Source organism: Pseudomonas sp. PSPC2-3, assembly GCF_049898265.1.
Taxonomy (GTDB): Bacteria; Pseudomonadota; Gammaproteobacteria; order Pseudomonadales; family Pseudomonadaceae; genus Aquipseudomonas; species Aquipseudomonas veronii.
This window is the reverse complement of the sequence record NZ_JAFCXJ010000002.1, coordinates 524,556-543,031: the sequence shown is the minus strand read 5'-3', so window position 1 is coordinate 543,031 and position 18,476 is coordinate 524,556. Positions and strand designations below refer to the sequence as shown.

Sequence of the window (18,476 nt, the reverse complement as noted above, 5' to 3'; positions counted from 1 at the left end):
GTCAGACCGCTACGGGATTGGTCTTGTCGACATTGATCCCGTAGCGACTGATCGCTTCACTGATTTTCTCGCGACCTATCAGCCCGTCATCGGCCAGCGCCTTCAGTGCCGCCAGCACAATGAAATGCCGGTCCACCTCGAAGAACTCGCGCAAGGCCTCCCGAGTATCCGACTGCCCGAAGCCGTCCGTGCCCAGCGCTACAAAGCGTCGGTTCGGCACAAAGGGGCGGATCTGGTCGGCGAACAGCTTCATGTAGTCAGTGGCCACCAGCACCGGACCCGTATGCCCGGCCAAGCATTGCTCAACGTAACTCAAGCGCGGCTCGTGTTCCGGGTGCAACAGGTTCCAGCGTTCGGCTTCATGCCCGTCACGGCGCAGCTCGGTCAGGCTGGGCGCACTCCATACGCTGCTGTGTACGGCGAAATCCTTGTCGAGCAACGCTGCTGCGGCGATCACTTCCCGCAGGATCGAACCGCTGCCCATCAATTGCACCTGTGCCTGCTGGTGTGTGCTCAGCGGATACAAGCCCTTGAGAATGCCTTCTTCCACGCCTTCGGGCATTGCCGGGTGCGGGTAGTTCTCGTTGAGCAGGGTGATGTAGTAGTAAATGTCCTTCTGCTCGACATACATGCGCCGCATGCCTTCGCGAATGATCACCGCCAGTTCGTAGGCAAAAGTCGGGTCATACGACACACAGCACGGAATCACCGACGCCAGGATATGGCTATGCCCATCGTCGTGCTGCAAGCCTTCGCCCATCAGGGTGGTGCGCCCGGCCGTGGCACCCAGCAGGAAGCCGCGTGCCCGGGCATCGCCTGCCGCCCAGGCCAGGTCGCCGACGCGCTGGAAGCCGAACATCGAGTAGAAGATGTAGAAGGGCACGGTCATCAGAGCATGGTTGCTGTAGGACGTACTCGCCGCGATCCAGGAGGCAATCGCACCGGACTCATTCAGACCTTCCTGCATGATCTGTCCGTCCTTGCTCTCTTTGTAGTAGCTCAGTTGCCCTGCGTCCTGTGGGGTGTAGAGCTGGCCGACGGCGGAGTGAATGCCGATCTGACGGAACAGGCTTTCCATGCCGAAGGTGCGTGATTCGTCCGGCACGATGGGCACGATCAGCTTGCCCAGGTGCGGGTCCTTGAGCAGTGTGCCGAGGATCCGCACAAAGGCCATGGTGGTGGAGATGGCGCGCTCGCCGGTGTCTTTGAGCTGGGTCGCGAAAGCGCTCAGTTCAGGAATCTGCAGCGATTCGACGGCGCTGTGGCGCGCCGGCACGTAGCCACCCAACGCCTGGCGCCGGGCTGCGAAGTAGCGCGCCTCTTCGCTGTCGGCAGCCGGCTTGAGGTAAGGAATTTCAGCCAACTGCTCGTCGGGGACTTCCAGGCCGAAGCGATCACGGAACGCTCTGACGGCGTCGGCGCCCATTTTTTTCAGCTGATGGTTGATGTTCTGGCCTTCGCCGGCTTCGCCCATGCCGAAGCCCTTGACGGTTTTCGCCAGGATCACCGTGGGTTGGCCTGAATGACTCATGGCGGCAGCATAGGCGTTATAGACCTTGTCCGGGTCATGACCGCCGCGTGAGAGTTTCCAGATGTCCTCGTCTGACAGGTCCGCAACCAATGCCAGCAACGCCGGGTATTTGCCGAAGAAATGTTCGCGCACGTAGGCGCCGTCCTGGGATTTGTAGTTCTGATAATCACCGTCCACGCACTCCATCATGCGTTGGCGCAGCAGCCCGCTCTGGTCTTTTTCCAGCAGCGCATCCCAGCCGCCGCCCCAGATAACCTTGATCACATTCCAGCCGGCCGCGCGGTAGAGGCTTTCGAATTCCTGGATCACCTTGGCATTGCCGCGTACTGGGCCGTCCAGGCGCTGCAGGTTGCAGTTGACCACGAAGATCAGGTTGTCGAGTTTTTCACGCCCGGCCAGGGAAATGGCGGCCAGGGATTCCGGCTGGTCCATTTCGCCATCACCAAGGAACGCCCAGACCTTGCGGCCCTGGTGCTGCTTGAGCGCACGCAACTCCAGGTAGCGCATAAAGCGCGCCTGGTAGGCGGCGGTGATCGGTCCGAGCCCCATGGACACGGTGGGGAATTGCCAAAAATCCGGCATCAGCCGTGGGTGCGGGTAGGACGACAAGCCTGCACCGCCCGTTTCGCGGCGGAAGTTGTCGAGCTGAGCCTCGCTGATGCGGCCTTCGAGATACGCGCGGCCGTAGATGCCGGGGGAGGAGTGGCCCTGGATGTAGACCAGATCGCCATCGAAGGTGTCGGTGCGCCCACGGAAAAAGTGGTCGAAGCCGACGTCATACAGCACGGCGGCCGACGCGTAGGTGGCGATATGCCCACCGACGCCGGAGTGTTTACCGGCGCGCAGCACCATGGCCATGGCGTTCCAGCGGATAAACGCACTGGTGCGGCGTTCGAGGGCCAGGTTGCCAGGGTAGGGCAACTGGCGGTCCAGCGGGATTGTGTTGATGTAGGGCGTGGTTACCCGCCCGTAGACGTCACCATGTTGCGCCACGTCGAAATCCAGCAACTGGTCGATCAGGTAGTGGGCACGCGGGCGGCCTTCGGTGGACAGCACCGATTCGATGGCTTCCAGCCATTCGCGGGTTTCCTGTGGGTCGTCGTCCAGTCTTACTGCGGTATTCGGGGTCATGTGAGGCTCCAGGGTCGGCGAATATCAAGCAGCGAGCTCCTTGTGGGAGCGGCGCACATATAGTTGCAATTGCAACTACATGTCTGAATCTAGCGCGGGATGAGCTACTATTGCAACCTTCTTGAAATTCCCCGGATGGTGTTGCATGTCGTCGAAAGAGCCTGATGTCTGGTTCCGTTTTGTCAGGGCCCACAGGACGGTCATCCGTGAAATCGAGCGGCGCCTGGCTGCGGCCGACCTGCCGCCCTACGCCTGGTACGACGCATTGTGGGGCCTGGAAAGCGGCCCCGAAGGTACTCGGCGCATGCATGAATTGGCCGATGTGCTGGCCATCGAGCGCTATAACCTGACGCGTCTGGTGGACCGCCTGGAAAAAGACGGCCTGGTGGTGCGCTCCCGCTCCGACGGCGACGGCCGTGCCGCGTTTGCCACGATCACCGAGGCCGGCCGGGTGTTGCGCAAAAAGATGTGGGGCATCTACGAAAGCACGGTGGATGAGCTGTTCCTGTCGCAGATCGCACCGGAGCAGCGCCAGGGGTTTGCCGAAGCCCTGGAACGTACTGCCGGGTTGGCGATGGAGGCCGGTGTGCAGGTCCGTAGCCGGCGCAAATCCTGAGACACGACGATTCAACGTGGAAGATGGCGTGGTCCCGATAACAGGCAGCTGTTGACTGACCCGCCGCTGTCGGGAGCAAGCCCCTTGCGCCGTTGTTCGCATTCCGGCTCATTGCAGTGAGTAGCGCTTCATCGCCCGTTCGACCTGCTGTGCAGCGATGAGCCCGTCCTTCGCCAGGGCGCTCAATGCAGACACCGCAATCCAATAACGACTGGGCGCCGATGCCTGTACCGAGCCCGCGCCCAGCCCCACGAACCGCGCATCCACGTAAGCCGCCAACGGGTCGACAATCGGCTGTGCATAGCCGGTCACTGCAATCACCGGCGCGGTATTCCCGGCCAGGCACTCGCGCAAGTGGCTGCTGCGTCTGGGGGCGGTGGGGTGCAGGCGATTCCAGCGTTCGGCGGCCGCGGCCTCTCGAGCCAGCCGCGTGTAGCTGGGGCAACTCCACAGCTGCGCGGTGATATTCCAGTCCTCTGCCAACAAGCGTTTGGCCTGCACGACCTCTTCAAGCGCCCGACCTGCGCCGAGCAAGCGCACGTCCCCTGGGGCATCGCGCTGGAGCGGATACATACCCTTGAGCGCATCTTCACGGTCCTGCTCGGTCAACGGTACTGCGTTGTCGTCGTCATGCAGCGCCAGGTAGTAAAACCCGGGCTTGCCGTCGATATACAAGGTGCGCAGTCCCGCCAGCACAATCGCCCGGACTTCCTCACCCGTGGCAGGATCGTAGGGTGTGCAATGCGGATTGCTCGCCAGCCACAGCGGGAGAGAAGGCTGTGCGCCCTTGGGCCAGGCCGAGGGTTGGGTTTCGATGTCGTTGCACAGGATGCCGCGCTGCGCCGTCTCGGTAGACAAGGCACACAGTTGTGCCGACGACACCGCGCTGTGCAGGTACAGCAACGGTTTTTCCGCAGTTTTGCGCGCAAACCAGACGGGCCAACTGCCCACACGCAGGGAACGGGACTGGCCGCGAATCACCCAGGCCTGCCGGCTGGCTTCCAGGGTGTTGGCCATGCTCATGACGGTGTGCAATGGCGAACTTCGTGTGTGTCCGGCCTGGTTCAACGCATCACAGCAAATCTGTGCGGCGTGCGCGGTGGTGGCAATCATCGGTCTGACTCCTCGGCAAGGGAGGCTTACCCTAAGGGAAATCGACTTATAATTGCAATTGCAATGGTTGCAATTGTTTTTCGATGACTCAGTGCTAAATCCGCACAACGCTGCTACGTTTAATCTGAACGTGCAGGAACGTCATGACACCGACATTTTTCCGTCATCACGGCACATTAGGCTGGCTGTGCAGGTCATTTACCTGCGGCTGCTTTCAACTCAAAAAGGAGTTCACCATGGACGATTACCAAGAAGAACTGCTGGAGTACCAGGCCTTTGAATGGGACCCTTTGGATCCCGCCGACGACGCTACTGAGCTGTAAGACCGGCTTCAGGCGGATTGCCGCTGACTGCGGCGAAATTCCCCTGGGGTTTGGTTATTCCATCGCCTGAACGCCCGTTGAAAGGCCTGGGCCGAGGCAAAACCGAGCAAGTAGGCGATCTCGCCGAATGCCAGTTCCGTATCGCGGATATAGGTCATGGCCAGGTCGCGGCGGGTATCGTTGAGGATCGCCCGGAACTGAGTGCCTTCATCGGCCAGTTTGCGGCGCAGGGTCCAGGTCGGCAGCTTCAAGCGCGCCGCCACTTCTTCCAGGTCGGGTTCCCGGCCGCCATTGAGCATCGGCCCGAGCAAGCGGGTAATGCGCTCGCGCAGGCTGCGGGTGCGGGTCAACTGCTCCAACTCCCTTTCACACAGTTGTAACAGCAGTTGCCAGGTACTCGGGCAATGCTCCGGGTTGCGCAGCGCCAGGGTTGTCTGGCTCAGGCGCAGTTGATTGGCCTCGGCGCCGAAGTGGACCGGGCTGTCACCCAGCACGCTGTATTGTTCGCTGTAGTCCGGTGCTTCGAATTCGATCTCGATGCGCTGCGCCTGCACCGGCTGCTGGGCCAGGCTCGACAGTTGGTGCAGCCAGCCGGCGATGATCGAGTCGACCACAAAGCGGTTATAGGCGTTATACGGGCTGATGGAGTAGAAACGCAGCCACGCGCCTTCGGCGTCTTCATGAAAGCTCGACTGCCCGCGATAGTTGGAGCCGTACAGCGCTTCAAAGCGCGTGAGGGTGCGGGCCGCTTCGCGCACGTTGGGCGCCTGGGCGGCCGTGACGCCGGCCAGGCCGGCCTGGCTCAAGCGGCTCGACTGGCCCATGCGCAGGCCGAGGCTCGGATCGCCAGTCAGTTGAATGGCGGCATGGCCCAGGCGCATGTAACGCGGGATCGACAAGCGCGCGCCGGCTTCGGCGAGCCGTACCGGGTCCAGGCCGTATTGCAGCAACAGCGGTTGCGGGTCCAGGCCGTGGCTGCTGATGGCGTCGGCCAGGGTGTGCACGAAGCCCACCGACAGATCCCCCAGGCGTACCGGCTTCACGGCGTTACAGCCAGATATTCAGCAAGCGCGCGCCACGGGCGTCGCCGTCGGCGAACACCTGGCCGTTGCTGCTGAGAAAGCTCTGGCCGGCGCTGCCCAGGTCCCAGAACTGCCCGCGCAGAAACACGCTCATGCCCGCAATGGCCTGGCTGATGGGCGGCTGGCTGATCAAGGTCAGGCGCCGCCAGGCTTCGCCTTCGCTGAGTTCTTCGGGTTTGAGGCTGATTTCCGCGGGCGTCGACACGCTTTTGAAGCCGCGCCAAGGGCGGCCCCAGGTGTCGCGGCCGATAACAAACGCGGGGACGGCGATCAACCTTGCACCTTGCTCATTGAGCTTGCGGTAGTTGTCCGGGTACCAGCTGTCGCTGCCGATCAGGATGCCCAGGCGTCCGGCCGGGGTGTCGACCACGCTGACGGTGTTTTCATCCCCGGGCGCAATGAAGCCGCGCTCGTCGTAGATCGGGTAGAGCTGACGCTGCGGCTGGCCCAGGGGCAGGCCATCGGCCGCAAATACCAGGCTGGCGTTGTACAGCGCGCCATGCCCGACCTGCAGTTGCCCCTCGCTCACGCTGGGGTTGGGCAACGCGATGGAACCGGCCACCAGGGTCACGCCAAACTCCTTGGCCAGGCCGCCGAACAGCACTTGGTAGTCCCGCGCCATTGCCGGGGCTTTCATGCGCAAGTATGCGTCGTCCATGCGGTTGTCGCCGGTGGCGCTGATCCAGGCGCGCATGAACTGCAGCGGGTTGCTGATCGACAGCCAGTTCATCGCATCTTTCAGGTGGGTCGCCTGATACAGCTCGTTTTTTTCGCCGCGGAGCATCAGCCAGGTGCCGATATGTTCCGGCAGCACCACGATGGTTTTTTCATTGATCAGCCCCTGGTTTCGCGCCGTTTGCAGGTAGGCCGCGAGCTTCAGGTGCAGGCGTTCCAGGCTCTGGTAGTCGCCAGGGAACAGCTCCGGCTGAATGCCCAGCAGGTTGCCGCGATCGGCAGGCTGGCCTTCGTTGACGGCCAGGGTGATGCGCAGGTCGGACAGGTAATGCGCCACGGGGCGTTCCTGGGTCCAGACCAGATAGGCGGCGACGGCGGCAACCAGCGCCAGGGTGACGGTAAAAGCGAGAAGTTTACGCATGGGGGAACAGACAACGGACCGAGTGCAGGGTTCGCGACTAGGGTAGGGCCCGCGGCTCGGCTTGCCAAGGGGCGCTGTGCATTTGGATCAATAACTTGTCAGTTTCGGTCATTGAGTGCTAGCCGAACGCCTCTTAGTCTGTGGGACATAAACCGATGGCAAGCCGTAAGAGCGTGCCACGTCCCGTGATGATCCGTTGTGGAGCTTGACCATGACCGCTGCTGCGTACCCGCACCTGCTGGCCCCGTTGGACCTGGGTTTTACCACCTTGCGCAACCGTACCCTGATGGGCTCGATGCACACGGGGCTGGAAGAAAAACCGGGCGGTTTCGAACGCATGGCGGCCTACTTCGCCGAGCGCGCCCGTGGCGGCGTGGGCCTGATGGTCACCGGCGGCATTGGCCCGAACGATGAGGGTGGGGTGTATTCCGGCGCGGCCAAGCTGACCACCGACGAAGAGGCGCAGAAGCACAAGATCGTGACCCGCGCCGTACACGAAGCCGGCGGCAAGATCTGCATGCAGATCCTCCACGCCGGCCGTTATGCCTACAGCCCCAAGCAGGTGGCACCGAGCGCGATCCAGGCGCCGATCAACCCGTTCAAGCCCAAGGAACTGGACGAAGCGGGCATCGAGAAACAGATCCAGGATTTCGTCACCTGCTCGCTGCTGGCGCAGTCCGCCGAATACGACGGCGTGGAAATCATGGGTTCCGAAGGCTACTTCATCAACCAGTTCCTCGCCGCCCACACCAACCACCGTACCGACCGTTGGGGCGGCAGCTACGAAAACCGCATGCGTTTGGCGGTAGAGATCGTGCGCCGGGTGCGCGAAGCGGTCGGCCCGAACTTCATCATTATCTTCCGCCTGTCGATGCTCGATCTGGTGGAAGGTGGCAGCAGTTGGGAAGAAATCGTGCAACTGGCCAAGGCCATCGAGCAGGCCGGTGCGAGCATCATCAACACCGGGATCGGTTGGCACGAAGCGCGCATTCCGACCATCGCCACCAAGGTGCCACGGGGCGCGTTCAGTAAAGTCACCGCCAAATTGCGCGGCGCGGTGCAGATCCCGCTGATCACCACCAACCGCATCAACACCCCGGAGATTGCCGAGCAGATCCTCGCCGCAGGCGATGCCGACATGGTCTCGATGGCGCGGCCGTTCCTCGCCGACCCGGAGTTCGTCAACAAGGCCGCGGCCGGTCGTGCCGATGAAATCAACACCTGCATCGGTTGCAACCAGGCCTGCCTCGACCACACCTTCGGCGGCAAGTTGACCACCTGCCTGGTCAACCCGCGCGCGTGCTACGAGACCGAGCTCAACTATCTGCCGGTCAAACAGATCAAGAAAATCGCCGTGGTCGGCGCCGGTCCCGCGGGCCTGGCCGCTGCCACGGTGGCGGCCGAACGCGGCCATCAGGTGACGTTGTTCGATTCGGCCAGCGAGATCGGTGGCCAGTTCAACATCGCCAAGCGCGTGCCGGGCAAGGAAGAGTTTTTCGAGACCCTGCGTTATTTCAACCGCAAATTGCAGACCACCCATGTGGAGGTGTGCCTCAACACCCGCGTCGACGTCGCGCAACTGACGGCAGGCGGGTACGACGAGATCATCCTCGCCACCGGTATCGCCCCACGCACGCCGGCAATTGCGGGCATCGATAACCCGAAGGTGCTGAGCTACCTCGACGTGATCCTCGAGCGCAAACCCGTGGGCAAGCGCGTCGCGGTGATCGGTGCCGGCGGTATCGGCTTCGACGTGTCGGAGTTCCTCGTGCATCAAGGCGTGTCCACCAGCCTGGACCGCGACGCGTTCTGGAAAGAGTGGGGCATCGACACGCAGTTGCAAGCGCGTGGCGGCGTCGCCGGGATCAAGCCGCAACCGCACCCGCCGGCGCGCGAGGTGTTCCTGCTGCAGCGCAAGGCTTCCAAGGTTGGCGACGGGCTGGGCAAGACCACCGGCTGGATTCACCGCACCGGGTTGAAGAACAAGCAGGTGCAGATGCTCAACAGCGTCGAGTACCTGAAGATCGACGACGCGGGCCTGCATATCCGCATCGGCGCCGAGGGCGAGCCGCAGTTGTTGGCGGTGGACAACATTGTGATCTGCGCCGGCCAGGACCCGTTGCGCGAATTGCAGGACGGCTTGGTCGCAGCGGGCCAGAACGTGCACCTGATCGGCGGTGCCGACGTCGCCGCCGAACTCGACGCCAAGCGCGCCATCAACCAGGGCTCGCGCCTGGCGGCTGAGTTGTAAAACGCCGAGAAGGGGCAGTGTTAGACTACTGCCCCTTTTTCATACGGACTTGCGCCGATGGGCCCTTTCGACTGGCTCCCCCATGCGCCCCTGGAACCGCTGCCGCTGGATTGGCTGAACGGGGTCGAATTGGCCGTGCTGCGCCTGGACCGCATCGACCCGCTGATCAGCGGCAACAAGTGGTTCAAGCTCAGCGAACACCTGGCCCTGGCGCAACAGGCCGGTGCCGACGGGATCATCAGCCTCGGCGGGGCGTACTCCAACCACCCGCATGCGCTGGCGGCGGCCGGCAAGCGTTTTGATTTTCCCTCCGTCGGCCTGTTGCGCGGCCATCCCCAAGACACACCCACCGTTCTCGATTTGAAAGCCTTCGGCATGCAGTTGCATTGGCTGGGCTATGGCGGCTACCGCGCGCGGCATGAACCCGGTTTCTGGCAGCCGTGGCACGAACATTATCCCCATCTCTACCCGGTGCCCGAAGGCGGCGGGGGCATCGCCGGGGCGTTGGGTTGCGGCGTATTGGTCGAGCAGGCGCGTGCGCAATTGAGCAACGTGGGGTGGGACGATTACGACGCATGGTGGCTGGCGGCAGGCACCGGCACGACTGTGGCCGGGCTGGCGTTGGCCGAGGCGGGGAGACATCCGGTGTACGGTGCAATGGCGGTGCCGGACGATCACGGCGTGGCGCAGAACGTGCGCGCCATCGTGCAGGACGGCTTTGCGTTGTTGGACGCCAGCCGGGGCGGCTTCGCCAAGGTCGACCCGTGGTTGCTCGACTTTATCGAGACCACGCAACGGGCCTGCGGCCTGCCGCTGGAGCCGCTCTATACCGGCAAGGCACTGCTGGCGTTGAAGCAACAGGTCGAAGCCGGACGCTTCCCTCCCGGCACGCGTCTGATCTTCGTCCACACCGGCGGCTTGCAAGGCCGCCGAGGGTTGGCTGCCTAACGCTTGGGCAGCATGCGCAACACAGTGTTATCGCGGATGAAGTAGTGGTGGTACAGACCCGCCACGGCATGCAGGCCGATCAACCAATAACCGATGGAGCCGCCCAGCTCGTGCCACTCTTTGATCTGCTTGGACAAGTCCTTGTTTTCGCCGATCAGGGGCGGTAACTCGATCCCATAGAACATCACGGAATGCCCTTGGGCGCTGACGATCAGCCAGCCAGCGATCGGCATGCCGATCATGAAGGCATACAGTGCAAAGTGCATCAGGGTCGCCAGCAGGCTCTGCCATTGCGGCGGTGCCGGTACGATTTTCGGTGCGACCCCCAGCGAGCGGGCAAACAGGCGCAGCCAGACCAGCACAAACACGGTCAGGCCGAACATGAAGTGCATTTCCACGATCAGCGCTCGCCCGCCACTGCCTTTGGGGAAGATCCCGCGAAACTCAATACAGGCGTAGACCACCGCCAGCAGCACCACCATCAACCAGTGCAACGCAATCGACATGGTGCTGTAACGTGAATCGGAATTTTTCCACGGCATCGCTTGATTCCTCACTCATCAGGGCAAACCTCCGTTCTTTGGCGACGAAGTCCTTTTACTGTAAGCCTGTTTTGCAGGGTTTGCTCGGCGCGAATGCCGTTGAGTTGACCTCGATCAGTGGCTTTGCGGCATTTCACCGCGGGCCAGGCGCTGGTTGATGTCGGCGATCACCGCTGGCAGGTCGCTGATGGTGTCGATCATGTAGTGCGGGCGCGAACCTTCGAACATCGCTTCGATACGCGTGCGCTCATGGGCCAGGCCGGCGCTGTCCAGGGCGCGGAACTGCGCGTAGGTCAGGCCCAGGGCGTTGCCGGAACAGGTCAGCGCCACGGTCCACATCCCGGCGCGACGGCCTTCGAGAATGCCCGGTACGGTGTCGTCGACCTTGACGCATGCCGCCACATCGTCAACGCCCAGGGCGATCACGTTGGCCAGGGCCTGCGCCGGCCATGGGCGGCCGTTGGGTACTTCGTCGGTGGCGACCACATGGTCGGCGACGTAGCCGTTGGTGGCGGCCAGCGCGACGACCTTGTCCATCACTTGCTTGGGATAGCCGGAACAGGAACCGATCTTGAGCCCTTGCGCACGCAGCACAGCGATGCAGTCGAGGGCGCCGGGGATCAGCGCCGAGTGCTCGGCGATCTTTTCGATCTGCAGCGGCATGAAGCGCTGGTAGATCGCGGTCACGTCCTCGTCGCTGGGCGTGCGGCCGAACGCCTGGCGGTAACGCTCGGCGACCTGCGGCTGGTTGCACAGGGTGCGGATATGGTCCCATTTGCCCATGCCCATCGGGCCACGGGCTTCTTCGATGGAGACCTGTACGCCGAACTCGGCGAAGGCTTCGACAAAAATCTGCGTCGGCGCGAACGAGCCGAAGTCGACCACGGTGCCGGCCCAGTCGAGGATGACAGCCTGCAGGGTATCGGGGTGTTGATAGTTCATGGTTCAGATCCTGGGGATAAAAAGGGCAATCAGATGTCCAGCACTTGCATCGCATGCAGCGCCTGCGCAATGGCCGCGACCGCCGCGCGCATCTCGGCCGCATCGACGTGGCCGATGCAGCCCACGCGAAAGGTGTCCACCTCGGTCAATTTGCCGGGGTACAGAATGAAACCCTTGGCCTTGACCCGTTCGTAGAACGCCTTGAACTGGTAGCGCGGGTCTGTCGGCGCATGGAAGGTGACGATGATCGGTGCCTGGATCGCCGCCGGCAGGAAGCTGCGCAGGCCCAGTTCGGCCATGCCGTCCAGCAGCACCTGGCAATTGTTGGCATAGCGTCGCTGGCGCGCGGGCAGGCCGCCGTCTTCGTGGTATTGCAGCAGCGCTTCGTGCAGCGCGGCGACCACGTGGGTCGGCGGGGTGAAGCGCCACTGGCCGGTCCTGGCCATGTACTCGTGCTGCTCGAACAGGTCCAGCGCCAGGGAGTGGCAGTTGCCTTGGGCGGCGCCCAGCGCGTGTTTTTCAGCGAAGACAAAGCCCATGCCCGGCACGCCTTCCAGGCACTTGCCCGAGGCGGCGATGAGGGCGTCGAACGGTACTTCGCGGGCATCGATCGGCAGCGCGCCGAAGGAACTCATCGCGTCGACGATCAGGCGCTTGCCATGCTCTTTGACCGCCTGGGCGATCTGCGGCAGCGGGTTGAGCAGGCCGGTACTGGTTTCGCAATGGACCAACGCGACGTGAGTGATGGCCGGGTCGGCGTGCAGCAGGCGGTCGACGTCGGCGGCGGTAGTGGGTTCGTCCTCGGCGGTTTCAAAGGTGCTGAAATCGCGGCCGAGCACTTCGCAGATCTTCGCCAGGCGCTTGCCATAGGCGCCGTTGATCAGCACCAACACCTTGCCGTTGCGTGGCACCAGGGTGCCGATGGCCGCTTCGACGGCGAAGGTGCCGCTGCCTTGCAACGGCACGCAATGGTGAGTGGCGGCGCCGTTGAGGATCGCCAGCAGTTGCGAGCAGACGCTGGCGGTCAGTTGATTGAAGCGCTCATCCCATGAACCCCAGTCCACCAGCATTGCCTGGCGGGTGCGGGCAGAGGTGGTCAGGGGGCCTGGGGTCAGCAGGATCGGCGCGGCGCTGCTCATTTCAAGTCCTCGCAAAGTGTCCGGGGTGGACGTTACGGCGCCTAAATTGCAGTTTGGCTTGTCATCAATCAAATTGTTTGTTGTTATGCGAGCTATCAGTAAGGCCGATAGAAAGGTCACTCAACATGAATTTGTTCCAACTGCGCGCATTCGACGCAGTGGCCCGCGAGGGCAGCTTTACCCGCGCCGCGGCGCGGTTGTTCATCAGCCAGCCGGCGGTGACCGGGCACATCAAGGCCCTCGAAGAGCACTACCAGATCCCCTTGTTGCGCCGCACCGCGCGGCGCGTCGAGTTGACCGAAGAGGGGACACGCCTGGCAGCGATCACCCGGGCGATCTTTGGCCTGGTGGACGAAGCCCAGGCCCTGCTGGAGGCCAATCGGCAGTTGCTCAGCGGGCGCCTCGAAGTGGCGGCCGATGGCCCGCACCTGGTGATGCCGATGATCGCCAGCCTGCGCGCGCGCTACCCAGGGATCACCGTGAACCTGCGCCTGGGCAATGCCCAGGAAACCCTGGCAGCGCTGCTGTCCGAGCATGCGGATGTGGCGGTGCTCACCGAAGTCGAACCACGCAACGGCCTGCACTTGCAGGCGCTGGGCGAATCGCGGATCTGCGCGTTGGTGCCGGCCAGCCACCCGTGGGCGACGCTGGCCCAGGGCATTCAGTTGGAGCAATTGCATGAGGTGATCATGGTGCTGCGCGAGCCGGGCTCCATTACCCGGCGCACCTTCGATCACGCCTGCCTCGGCGCCGGGGTGCAGCCGAAAGTGCTGCTGGAGCTGGACAGCCGTGAAGCGGTGACCGAAGCCGTTGCCGCCGAGTTGGGGGTTGGCGTGGTGTCCTCGATGGAGGTCAGCCCGGACCCGCGCGTGTGTGCGCTGCCGATCCACGGGCAGGGGCTGCTCAACCGACACATGTTGGGGTGCATGGAGCGCCGTCGGTCGCTGCGTTTGATTCAGGCGTTTTTCGAGCTGGCGCCGTGAAGGTTTTTTGGTGGAACGTTGCGTTTTTGCCCTATAAACTCTGCCCCCAAAGCGCCGGCCAGTAGACGTCTCGGCGCGATGGATGAGGAAGAGAGCAAGTCATGGGCGCACAGTGGAAAGTCAAACATAAAGAAGCGGCAGCCAATGCCAAGGGCAAGATCTTCGGCAAACTGGTGAAAGAGATCACCATCGCTGCCCGTAACGGTGCCGACACCGCGACCAACGCCCACTTGCGTCTGGTGGTGGAGCAGGCCAAAAAAGCCTCGATGCCCAAGGAAACCCTGGACCGCGCCATCAAGAAAGGCGCCGGTCTGCTCGGGGAAACCGTGCAGTACCACCGCGTGACCTACGAAGGGTTCGCCCCGCATCAGGTGCCGCTGATCGTTGAGTGCGTGACCGACAACATCAACCGCACCGTGGCGGAAATCCGCGTGGCGTTCCGCAAGGGCCAACTGGGCGCTTCCGGCTCCGTGGCCTGGGACTTCAACCACGTCGGCCTGATCGAAGCCGCGCCGGACAGCCCGGACGCCGATCCTGAAATGGCGGCCATTGAAGCCGGCGCCCAGGATTTCGAAGAGGGCGAAGAAGAGGGCACCACCCTGTTCATCACCGAAACCACCGACCTCGACGCCGTGCAGAAAGCGCTGCCGGAGCAGGGTTTTACCGTGCTGTCGGCCAAACTGGGCTATATCGCGAAGAACCCGGTGACGGGGTTGACCGACGAGCAGATGGCTGAAGTCGAAGCCTTCCTCGAAGGCCTGGACAACCATGACGACGTGCAGGATATGTTCGTCGGCCTGGCCGGCTGATCCATGCCTGAATAAACGCGCTCAAAACTGTGGGAGGGGGCTTGCTCCCGATAGCGGTGTGTCAGTCAACGATGATGTTGAATGGGCCACAGCCATCGGGAGCAAGCCCCTTCCCACATTGGGTTCAGTGCTGTGGAATAGATTGCAGTAGCGCTTCGACTTCCTCGAAGCCCGGCCGCGCCAGCACTTCGGGCTGACAGCAGCGCGCCTGCAAGCTTTCCAGGATCTGGCGTGTGGTGTCGCTCAAGCCTACGTCGATCCGCTGCAACAACTCCCCGAGCAACACTCCGAACGCACGCACTTCAATGCGTTGCAGTGCCCGGGTTTCCAGGGTGTCGGCGGTGGCATGGAACGACGCCGCGCCGAAATCCCCGAGCAAGCAGTCGCCCGCCGCGTTCCACAGGATATTGTGGCCGTACAGGTCGCCATGGGTGATGCCATGGCGGTGCAGGTGCGCGCCCACCGAGGCGATGCCGCGAGCCATGCGCAATGCCACCGCGAGGCTGAAGCGGGTAGCCGGTTCGTAGATGTCGCGGGTGCAGGACGCCAGGCTCGGCAGGGCGGCGAGGTTGCGGTAGCTCGGCTCGATCAGGTCCATCACCAGCGCGGCCTGGTCGTCGGGGTGGCCAACCACGCGGCCTTCCACCTTGATCAGGTTGGGGTGCAACCCGGCGGCAATGCATGCCTGCATTTCGTGCAGCGGTGAGCCGTCGCTGGTGATGCTGCCTTTGTACAGCTTGACCGCCACCGGCTTGGCCGAGGGCTGCCAGAGCGCCTTGCGGATCACCCCGGAGGCGCCTTCCCCGAGCACCTCGGCCAGTTCCAGCGCCGACCATGGAATGTCAGGCGTCGCATCGTCGGCGGCCACGTCCGCCGCCATTTCCACCGGGTTGCCGGCGTAGGCCAGCCAGGTCAGGCTGGGCAGCGCCAGGAGCCAATCGGGCAGGCCGGTGAGGCGGTTGGAGGCGATGCGGATCAGCTCCAGGTTGTGACAATTGGCCAGGCTTGGCGGCAGGTGCGCCAGGTGGTTGCCGGCCAGCATCAGTTTTTGCAGCAGCGGCCGCTCGCCCAATTCGTCGGGCAGTTGGCTGATGCAGTTATCGGTGAGGATCAACCAGCGCAACAGCGGCGGCAACGCGGCGGCCGGCACGTGGCGGATGCGGTTGGCCTTGAAGCCGATCATGCTCAGCTTTGCGCATTGGCCCAGGCAGGCCGGCAGTTCGGTAAAGGCGTTGTCCGAGCAGAACAACACACGCAGGTGCGGCAGGCGATGCAGGTCGTCGGGCAGGCTGCTCAGGGCATTGCCGCTGAGGTTGAGGATTTCCAGTGAGTCGGCCAGTTCGAAGATTTCCCGGGGGAATTCGGTCAGCCCACAGGACAGGTCCAGGCGCTGGATGCCGGCCAATTGGCCGGCCTTGAGTTGGGCGAGGGTATTCATGAACGGCGCGGTCACTCGGCAAGGGGGCGTAAAAAGGCGCTCATGATACCGGGTCGGGCGTGTGTTGCGGGCGGACCGCCTGCAATTGGTTCAGGCGACTGGCGGTGCGCGCCAGATCGATGGCCTGGCCGCTCAAGGCCTGCTCCAGCGGGTGCGCGCCGATCAGGATCAGCTGTTTATCCTGGTCGTAGAGCACGTCCACCAGGTTGATAAAGCGCTGTTGCACGGCGATCGGGCAGTCTGCCAGGTGCGGCAGCCCGTCGATGATCCACTCGTCGAAGTCCTGGCACAGCAGCAGGTAATCCATCACCGCCGTGAGTTGTTCGCAGAGGTCATGGAAGGTGAAGGCGATGCGCCGTGCCTGCTGGCTGCGGCAGCGCAACTGGCGGTTGCCGACCGTCAGCACCTGCGCCGGGCAATCCGTGGCCGGCAGCCCGAGCGCGGTTCGCTGCGCCGGTGTACCCGGCCACACGTACCGACCGCTGCTGAAGCGCTGTTCGGCATGGGCCTGGGGCAGGCTGCGGAAGTCCTTGGGCGAGCTGACTTCCAGCACGTCCATGCGCGCCGCGATCAGGTCGATCACCGGCTTGAATCGCTCGTGGTACAGCGGGTTGGGCAACAGCCCTTGCGGCGGATAATTGGACGTCACCAGCACCAGGACGCGACGTTGGAACAACGCCTTGAACAGGCGGTTGATCAGCATCGCATCGCCGATATCGTGGACATGGAATTCGTCGAAACACAGCACGCGGCAGCCGTCCAGCAGCGCATCCAGGGTCACCGCCAGTGCGTCGTGGTGCTGACGGTGGGCGAACATGCCCCGGTGCAGGCGGGCGAAAAAATCATGGAAATGCACGCGTTGTTTTTCGGCGATCGGCAATGCCTGGAAAAACCCGTCCAGCAGCCAACTTTTGCCGCGCCCCACCGGCCCGTGCAAATACAGGCTGCGGGTGGGCTGGCCGGCGAGCAGGTGGTGGGTCTCGCGCGCCATCGCCGCAATCGCCCGGGCCTGTGCGGCGCTGAGGGTATAGCCGTGCTGCTCGGCCTTGGTCTGAAAGAAGGTGGGGATGGGGGAGTCGTCGTGGGTGGGGTGTTTTTTACCGAGCAAACGACGGATCAGGGAACGCGGCGCCAAGGGGAGTCACTCTGTGTGCGGTGGTCGCTCACTTTAGGGCGACAATCGGGATTTGACCAATAGCGAAGCGCGCCGCCAGCCATCTCGAAAACGCATGGCCTTTACGGGGCGTGGGCTTCAGAACTGCAGCAGCGGCGTGGTCGGCAGCCCCTGCGGGCTGACCATTGCGTAGTTGTACCCGCCTCCGGACCAGTACTCGGCGAGCAAACCATCGGCGCTGCGGCTGCCGCGGGGCAGGAAGTTATTTTCCGGGCCCGGCGGGCGGATGTAGAAACTGATGTGCCGGCCTTGCCGATCCTCGTACAGCACCATCGCCGCTGCGCCTTGTTCGGTGCTGAGCAAGCGCCCGCTGACGGCGGTGAAACCCGCCTGGCTCAAGTCGGGTAGACGCTGGGCCTGGTTGAAATAGCGGTCGAGCCAGGTTTGCATCGTGGCGTTGCCCTGGGCGTGATAGTCGGCGGGCAGCACACCGTCCTGGGCAAACAGGCGGTAAGCCTGCATGGCATCGGCCATGGGCAGCATGGGCGGTTGCGTGGCTTCGCGCGCCTGCCAGCCACCCAGGCCGCCGAGGCTGACCGCCATCAGCAACACCGCCGCCGTGGCGAAATGGCGGCGCGACTGCTGCTTGATGCGCTGGCGGATCAGCGCCGGGTCCAGGGCCGGGTTGGCCGGCTGCTGCAACGCGCCACTCAAGGCGGCGCGCAATACGTGCGCGTCCTGCTGCCAGGCATGCACCTGGGCGGCGACCTCGGGGTGGGCGGCCAAGTAGGTTTCCAGCACGCGTCGATCGCTCTCCGGCAGTTGCTGGTCGACGTAGGCATGCAAATCGCGTTCGCTGGGGGGCAGGCTGATCATTTGAGTATCCGCAGGGAAGGGCTGGTCATTTCGCCATCGCTGAGTTGACGCAGGGCTTGGCGCGCCCTGGACAGACGCGACATCACAGTGCCGATGGGCACGTCGAGAATCTGCGCGACTTCCTTGTAGCTCAAGCCTTCGACCGACACCCACAACAGCAGGGCGCGCTGTTCGCTGTTGAGCCGGTCGAAGGCTTGCAGGGTCGACTGGGCGATTACCGTGCGTTCGACCGACGGCTGCACATCGTCGCGGCCGGTGAAGAACTCGAGCATGCGCGCATAGCGCCGGGTGCGCCGATGGGCATCGAGGAACTGCCGGTAGAGGATCGAGAACAGCCAGGCGCGCAGGTCGCCGTCGACGGTTTTGTCGGCCCAGCGGGTGATCGCCCGTTCCAGGGTCGATTGCACCAGGTCGTCGGCGCTGCTGGCGTTACGGCTCAGGGACAGGGCAAAGCGCCGCAGCCTGGGGATGAGTTCACGTAACTGTTCGTCGAGTTCATGCATGGGGAGTCGAGTCTAACCGGTTGTGTGCAGGTAGACGCT

General features: G+C 63.5%; 17 protein-coding genes. 6 read left to right on the top strand and 11 right to left on the bottom strand.

Features of this window, described 5'->3' with window-relative positions:
- Position 1: 1 nt before the first annotated feature.
- Complete coding sequence (gene aceE, locus ACP7E3_RS06380) at positions 2 to 2,662, bottom strand: pyruvate dehydrogenase (acetyl-transferring), homodimeric type (RefSeq protein WP_301556392.1); 2,661 nt, start codon at positions 2,660 to 2,662, stop codon at positions 2 to 4.
- A gap of 145 nt (positions 2,663 to 2,807) precedes the next feature.
- Between aceE and ACP7E3_RS06375 the strand changes: the two genes are divergently transcribed.
- Positions 2,808 to 3,278: a MarR family winged helix-turn-helix transcriptional regulator gene (locus ACP7E3_RS06375; protein ID WP_108525050.1), complete on the top strand. Its 471-nt coding sequence runs from the start codon at positions 2,808 to 2,810 to the stop codon at positions 3,276 to 3,278.
- A 108-nt stretch (positions 3,279 to 3,386) separates the two neighbouring features.
- Here ACP7E3_RS06375 and ACP7E3_RS06370 read toward each other — a convergent pair whose 3' ends face one another.
- Positions 3,387 to 4,391 carry a transketolase-like TK C-terminal-containing protein gene (locus tag ACP7E3_RS06370; RefSeq protein WP_426122593.1) on the bottom strand — a complete coding sequence of 335 codons (1,005 nt, stop codon included), beginning with the start codon at positions 4,389 to 4,391 and terminating at the stop codon, positions 3,387 to 3,389.
- Positions 4,392 to 4,534: 143 nt separating this feature from the next.
- Here ACP7E3_RS06370 and ACP7E3_RS06365 point away from each other — a divergent pair, with 143 nt between their 5' ends.
- Positions 4,535 to 4,714: a hypothetical protein gene (locus ACP7E3_RS06365; protein ID WP_126585751.1), complete on the top strand. Its 180-nt coding sequence runs from the start codon at positions 4,535 to 4,537 to the stop codon at positions 4,712 to 4,714.
- Positions 4,715 to 4,722: 8 nt separating this feature from the next.
- Here ACP7E3_RS06365 and ACP7E3_RS06360 read toward each other — a convergent pair whose 3' ends face one another.
- Positions 4,723 to 5,757, bottom strand: a complete 1,035-nt coding sequence (locus ACP7E3_RS06360) for an AraC family transcriptional regulator (RefSeq protein ID WP_057004460.1) — start codon at positions 5,755 to 5,757, stop codon at positions 4,723 to 4,725.
- 4 nt (positions 5,758 to 5,761) lie between these two features.
- Positions 5,762 to 6,892, bottom strand: a complete 1,131-nt coding sequence (locus ACP7E3_RS06355) for a carbon-nitrogen hydrolase family protein (protein ID WP_046382855.1) — start codon at positions 6,890 to 6,892, stop codon at positions 5,762 to 5,764.
- Positions 6,893 to 7,103: 211 nt separating this feature from the next.
- On the opposite strand from ACP7E3_RS06355, the gene ACP7E3_RS06350 reads away from it, so the two are divergent.
- Positions 7,104 to 9,143, top strand: a complete 2,040-nt coding sequence (locus ACP7E3_RS06350) for an NADPH-dependent 2,4-dienoyl-CoA reductase (protein ID WP_017848135.1) — start codon at positions 7,104 to 7,106, stop codon at positions 9,141 to 9,143.
- Positions 9,144 to 9,200: 57 nt separating this feature from the next.
- Positions 9,201 to 10,091 carry a 1-aminocyclopropane-1-carboxylate deaminase/D-cysteine desulfhydrase gene (locus ACP7E3_RS06345; RefSeq protein ID WP_426122590.1) on the top strand — a complete coding sequence of 297 codons (891 nt, stop codon included), beginning with the start codon at positions 9,201 to 9,203 and terminating at the stop codon, positions 10,089 to 10,091.
- Here the strand turns inward: ACP7E3_RS06345 and ACP7E3_RS06340 are convergent.
- From ACP7E3_RS06340 to ACP7E3_RS06330, 3 genes are all read right to left on the bottom strand, one after another.
- Entirely contained in the window at positions 10,088 to 10,633 is a 546-nt protein-coding gene (locus tag ACP7E3_RS06340; RefSeq protein WP_046382858.1) for a cytochrome b, read from the bottom strand. The genes ACP7E3_RS06345 and ACP7E3_RS06340 overlap by 4 nt on opposite strands.
- 114 nt (positions 10,634 to 10,747) lie before the next feature.
- On the bottom strand, positions 10,748 to 11,575 hold the full coding sequence (gene phnX / locus ACP7E3_RS06335) for a phosphonoacetaldehyde hydrolase (RefSeq protein ID WP_057004456.1): 828 nt from the start codon (positions 11,573 to 11,575) through the stop codon (positions 10,748 to 10,750).
- A gap of 29 nt (positions 11,576 to 11,604) precedes the next feature.
- Complete coding sequence (locus ACP7E3_RS06330; RefSeq protein ID WP_426122587.1) at positions 11,605 to 12,714, bottom strand: 2-aminoethylphosphonate--pyruvate transaminase; 1,110 nt, start codon at positions 12,712 to 12,714, stop codon at positions 11,605 to 11,607.
- Positions 12,715 to 12,839: 125 nt separating this feature from the next.
- Here ACP7E3_RS06330 and ACP7E3_RS06325 point away from each other — a divergent pair, with 125 nt between their 5' ends.
- Together ACP7E3_RS06325 and ACP7E3_RS06320 are read left to right on the top strand one after the other, a co-directional pair.
- Positions 12,840 to 13,697, top strand: a complete 858-nt coding sequence (locus tag ACP7E3_RS06325; protein WP_046382861.1) for a LysR substrate-binding domain-containing protein — start codon at positions 12,840 to 12,842, stop codon at positions 13,695 to 13,697.
- A gap of 101 nt (positions 13,698 to 13,798) precedes the next feature.
- Positions 13,799 to 14,506 (top strand): YebC/PmpR family DNA-binding transcriptional regulator, encoded by a 708-nt coding sequence (locus ACP7E3_RS06320; RefSeq protein WP_017848129.1) that lies wholly within the window; start codon positions 13,799 to 13,801, stop codon positions 14,504 to 14,506.
- 124 nt (positions 14,507 to 14,630) lie between these two features.
- On the opposite strand, the gene ACP7E3_RS06315 is transcribed toward ACP7E3_RS06320, so the two are convergent.
- The 4 genes from ACP7E3_RS06315 to ACP7E3_RS06300 all read right to left on the bottom strand — a co-directional run bounded on the left by ACP7E3_RS06315 (position 14,631) and on the right by ACP7E3_RS06300 (position 18,437).
- Entirely contained in the window at positions 14,631 to 15,944 is a 1,314-nt protein-coding gene (locus ACP7E3_RS06315; protein WP_169864388.1) for a leucine-rich repeat-containing protein kinase family protein, read from the bottom strand.
- A 40-nt stretch (positions 15,945 to 15,984) separates the two neighbouring features.
- Positions 15,985 to 17,079 carry a cell division protein ZapE gene (gene zapE / locus ACP7E3_RS06310; RefSeq protein ID WP_169864386.1) on the bottom strand — a complete coding sequence of 365 codons (1,095 nt, stop codon included), beginning with the start codon at positions 17,077 to 17,079 and terminating at the stop codon, positions 15,985 to 15,987.
- A 117-nt stretch (positions 17,080 to 17,196) separates the two neighbouring features.
- Entirely contained in the window at positions 17,197 to 17,934 is a 738-nt protein-coding gene (locus tag ACP7E3_RS06305) for an anti-sigma factor family protein (protein ID WP_017848126.1), read from the bottom strand.
- Positions 17,931 to 18,437 carry a sigma-70 family RNA polymerase sigma factor gene (locus ACP7E3_RS06300; protein WP_046382864.1) on the bottom strand — a complete coding sequence of 169 codons (507 nt, stop codon included), beginning with the start codon at positions 18,435 to 18,437 and terminating at the stop codon, positions 17,931 to 17,933. Before ACP7E3_RS06300 ends, ACP7E3_RS06305 begins: the two co-directional genes overlap by 4 nt.
- Positions 18,438 to 18,476: the final 39 nt, after the last annotated feature.

Coding starts and splice junctions, on each gene's coding strand:
- ACP7E3_RS06375 (WP_108525050.1), top strand. CDS start 2,808: ATGTCGTCGAAAGAGCCTGATGTCTGGTTCCGTTTTGTCAGGGCCCAC.
- ACP7E3_RS06315 (WP_169864388.1), bottom strand. CDS start 15,944: ATGAATACCCTCGCCCAACTCAAGGCCGGCCAATTGGCCGGCATCCAG.
- ACP7E3_RS06355 (WP_046382855.1), bottom strand. CDS start 6,892: ATGCGTAAACTTCTCGCTTTTACCGTCACCCTGGCGCTGGTTGCCGCC.
- ACP7E3_RS06325 (WP_046382861.1), top strand. CDS start 12,840: ATGAATTTGTTCCAACTGCGCGCATTCGACGCAGTGGCCCGCGAGGGC.
- ACP7E3_RS06300 (WP_046382864.1), bottom strand. CDS start 18,437: ATGCATGAACTCGACGAACAGTTACGTGAACTCATCCCCAGGCTGCGG.
- aceE (WP_301556392.1), bottom strand. CDS start 2,662: ATGACCCCGAATACCGCAGTAAGACTGGACGACGACCCACAGGAAACC.
- ACP7E3_RS06370 (WP_426122593.1), bottom strand. CDS start 4,391: ATGATTGCCACCACCGCGCACGCCGCACAGATTTGCTGTGATGCGTTG.
- ACP7E3_RS06330 (WP_426122587.1), bottom strand. CDS start 12,714: ATGAGCAGCGCCGCGCCGATCCTGCTGACCCCAGGCCCCCTGACCACC.
- ACP7E3_RS06340 (WP_046382858.1), bottom strand. CDS start 10,633: ATGCCGTGGAAAAATTCCGATTCACGTTACAGCACCATGTCGATTGCG.
- ACP7E3_RS06305 (WP_017848126.1), bottom strand. CDS start 17,934: ATGATCAGCCTGCCCCCCAGCGAACGCGATTTGCATGCCTACGTCGAC.
- ACP7E3_RS06345 (WP_426122590.1), top strand. CDS start 9,201: ATGGGCCCTTTCGACTGGCTCCCCCATGCGCCCCTGGAACCGCTGCCG.
- ACP7E3_RS06350 (WP_017848135.1), top strand. CDS start 7,104: ATGACCGCTGCTGCGTACCCGCACCTGCTGGCCCCGTTGGACCTGGGT.
- ACP7E3_RS06365 (WP_126585751.1), top strand. CDS start 4,535: ATGACACCGACATTTTTCCGTCATCACGGCACATTAGGCTGGCTGTGC.
- phnX (WP_057004456.1), bottom strand. CDS start 11,575: ATGAACTATCAACACCCCGATACCCTGCAGGCTGTCATCCTCGACTGG.
- ACP7E3_RS06320 (WP_017848129.1), top strand. CDS start 13,799: ATGGGCGCACAGTGGAAAGTCAAACATAAAGAAGCGGCAGCCAATGCC.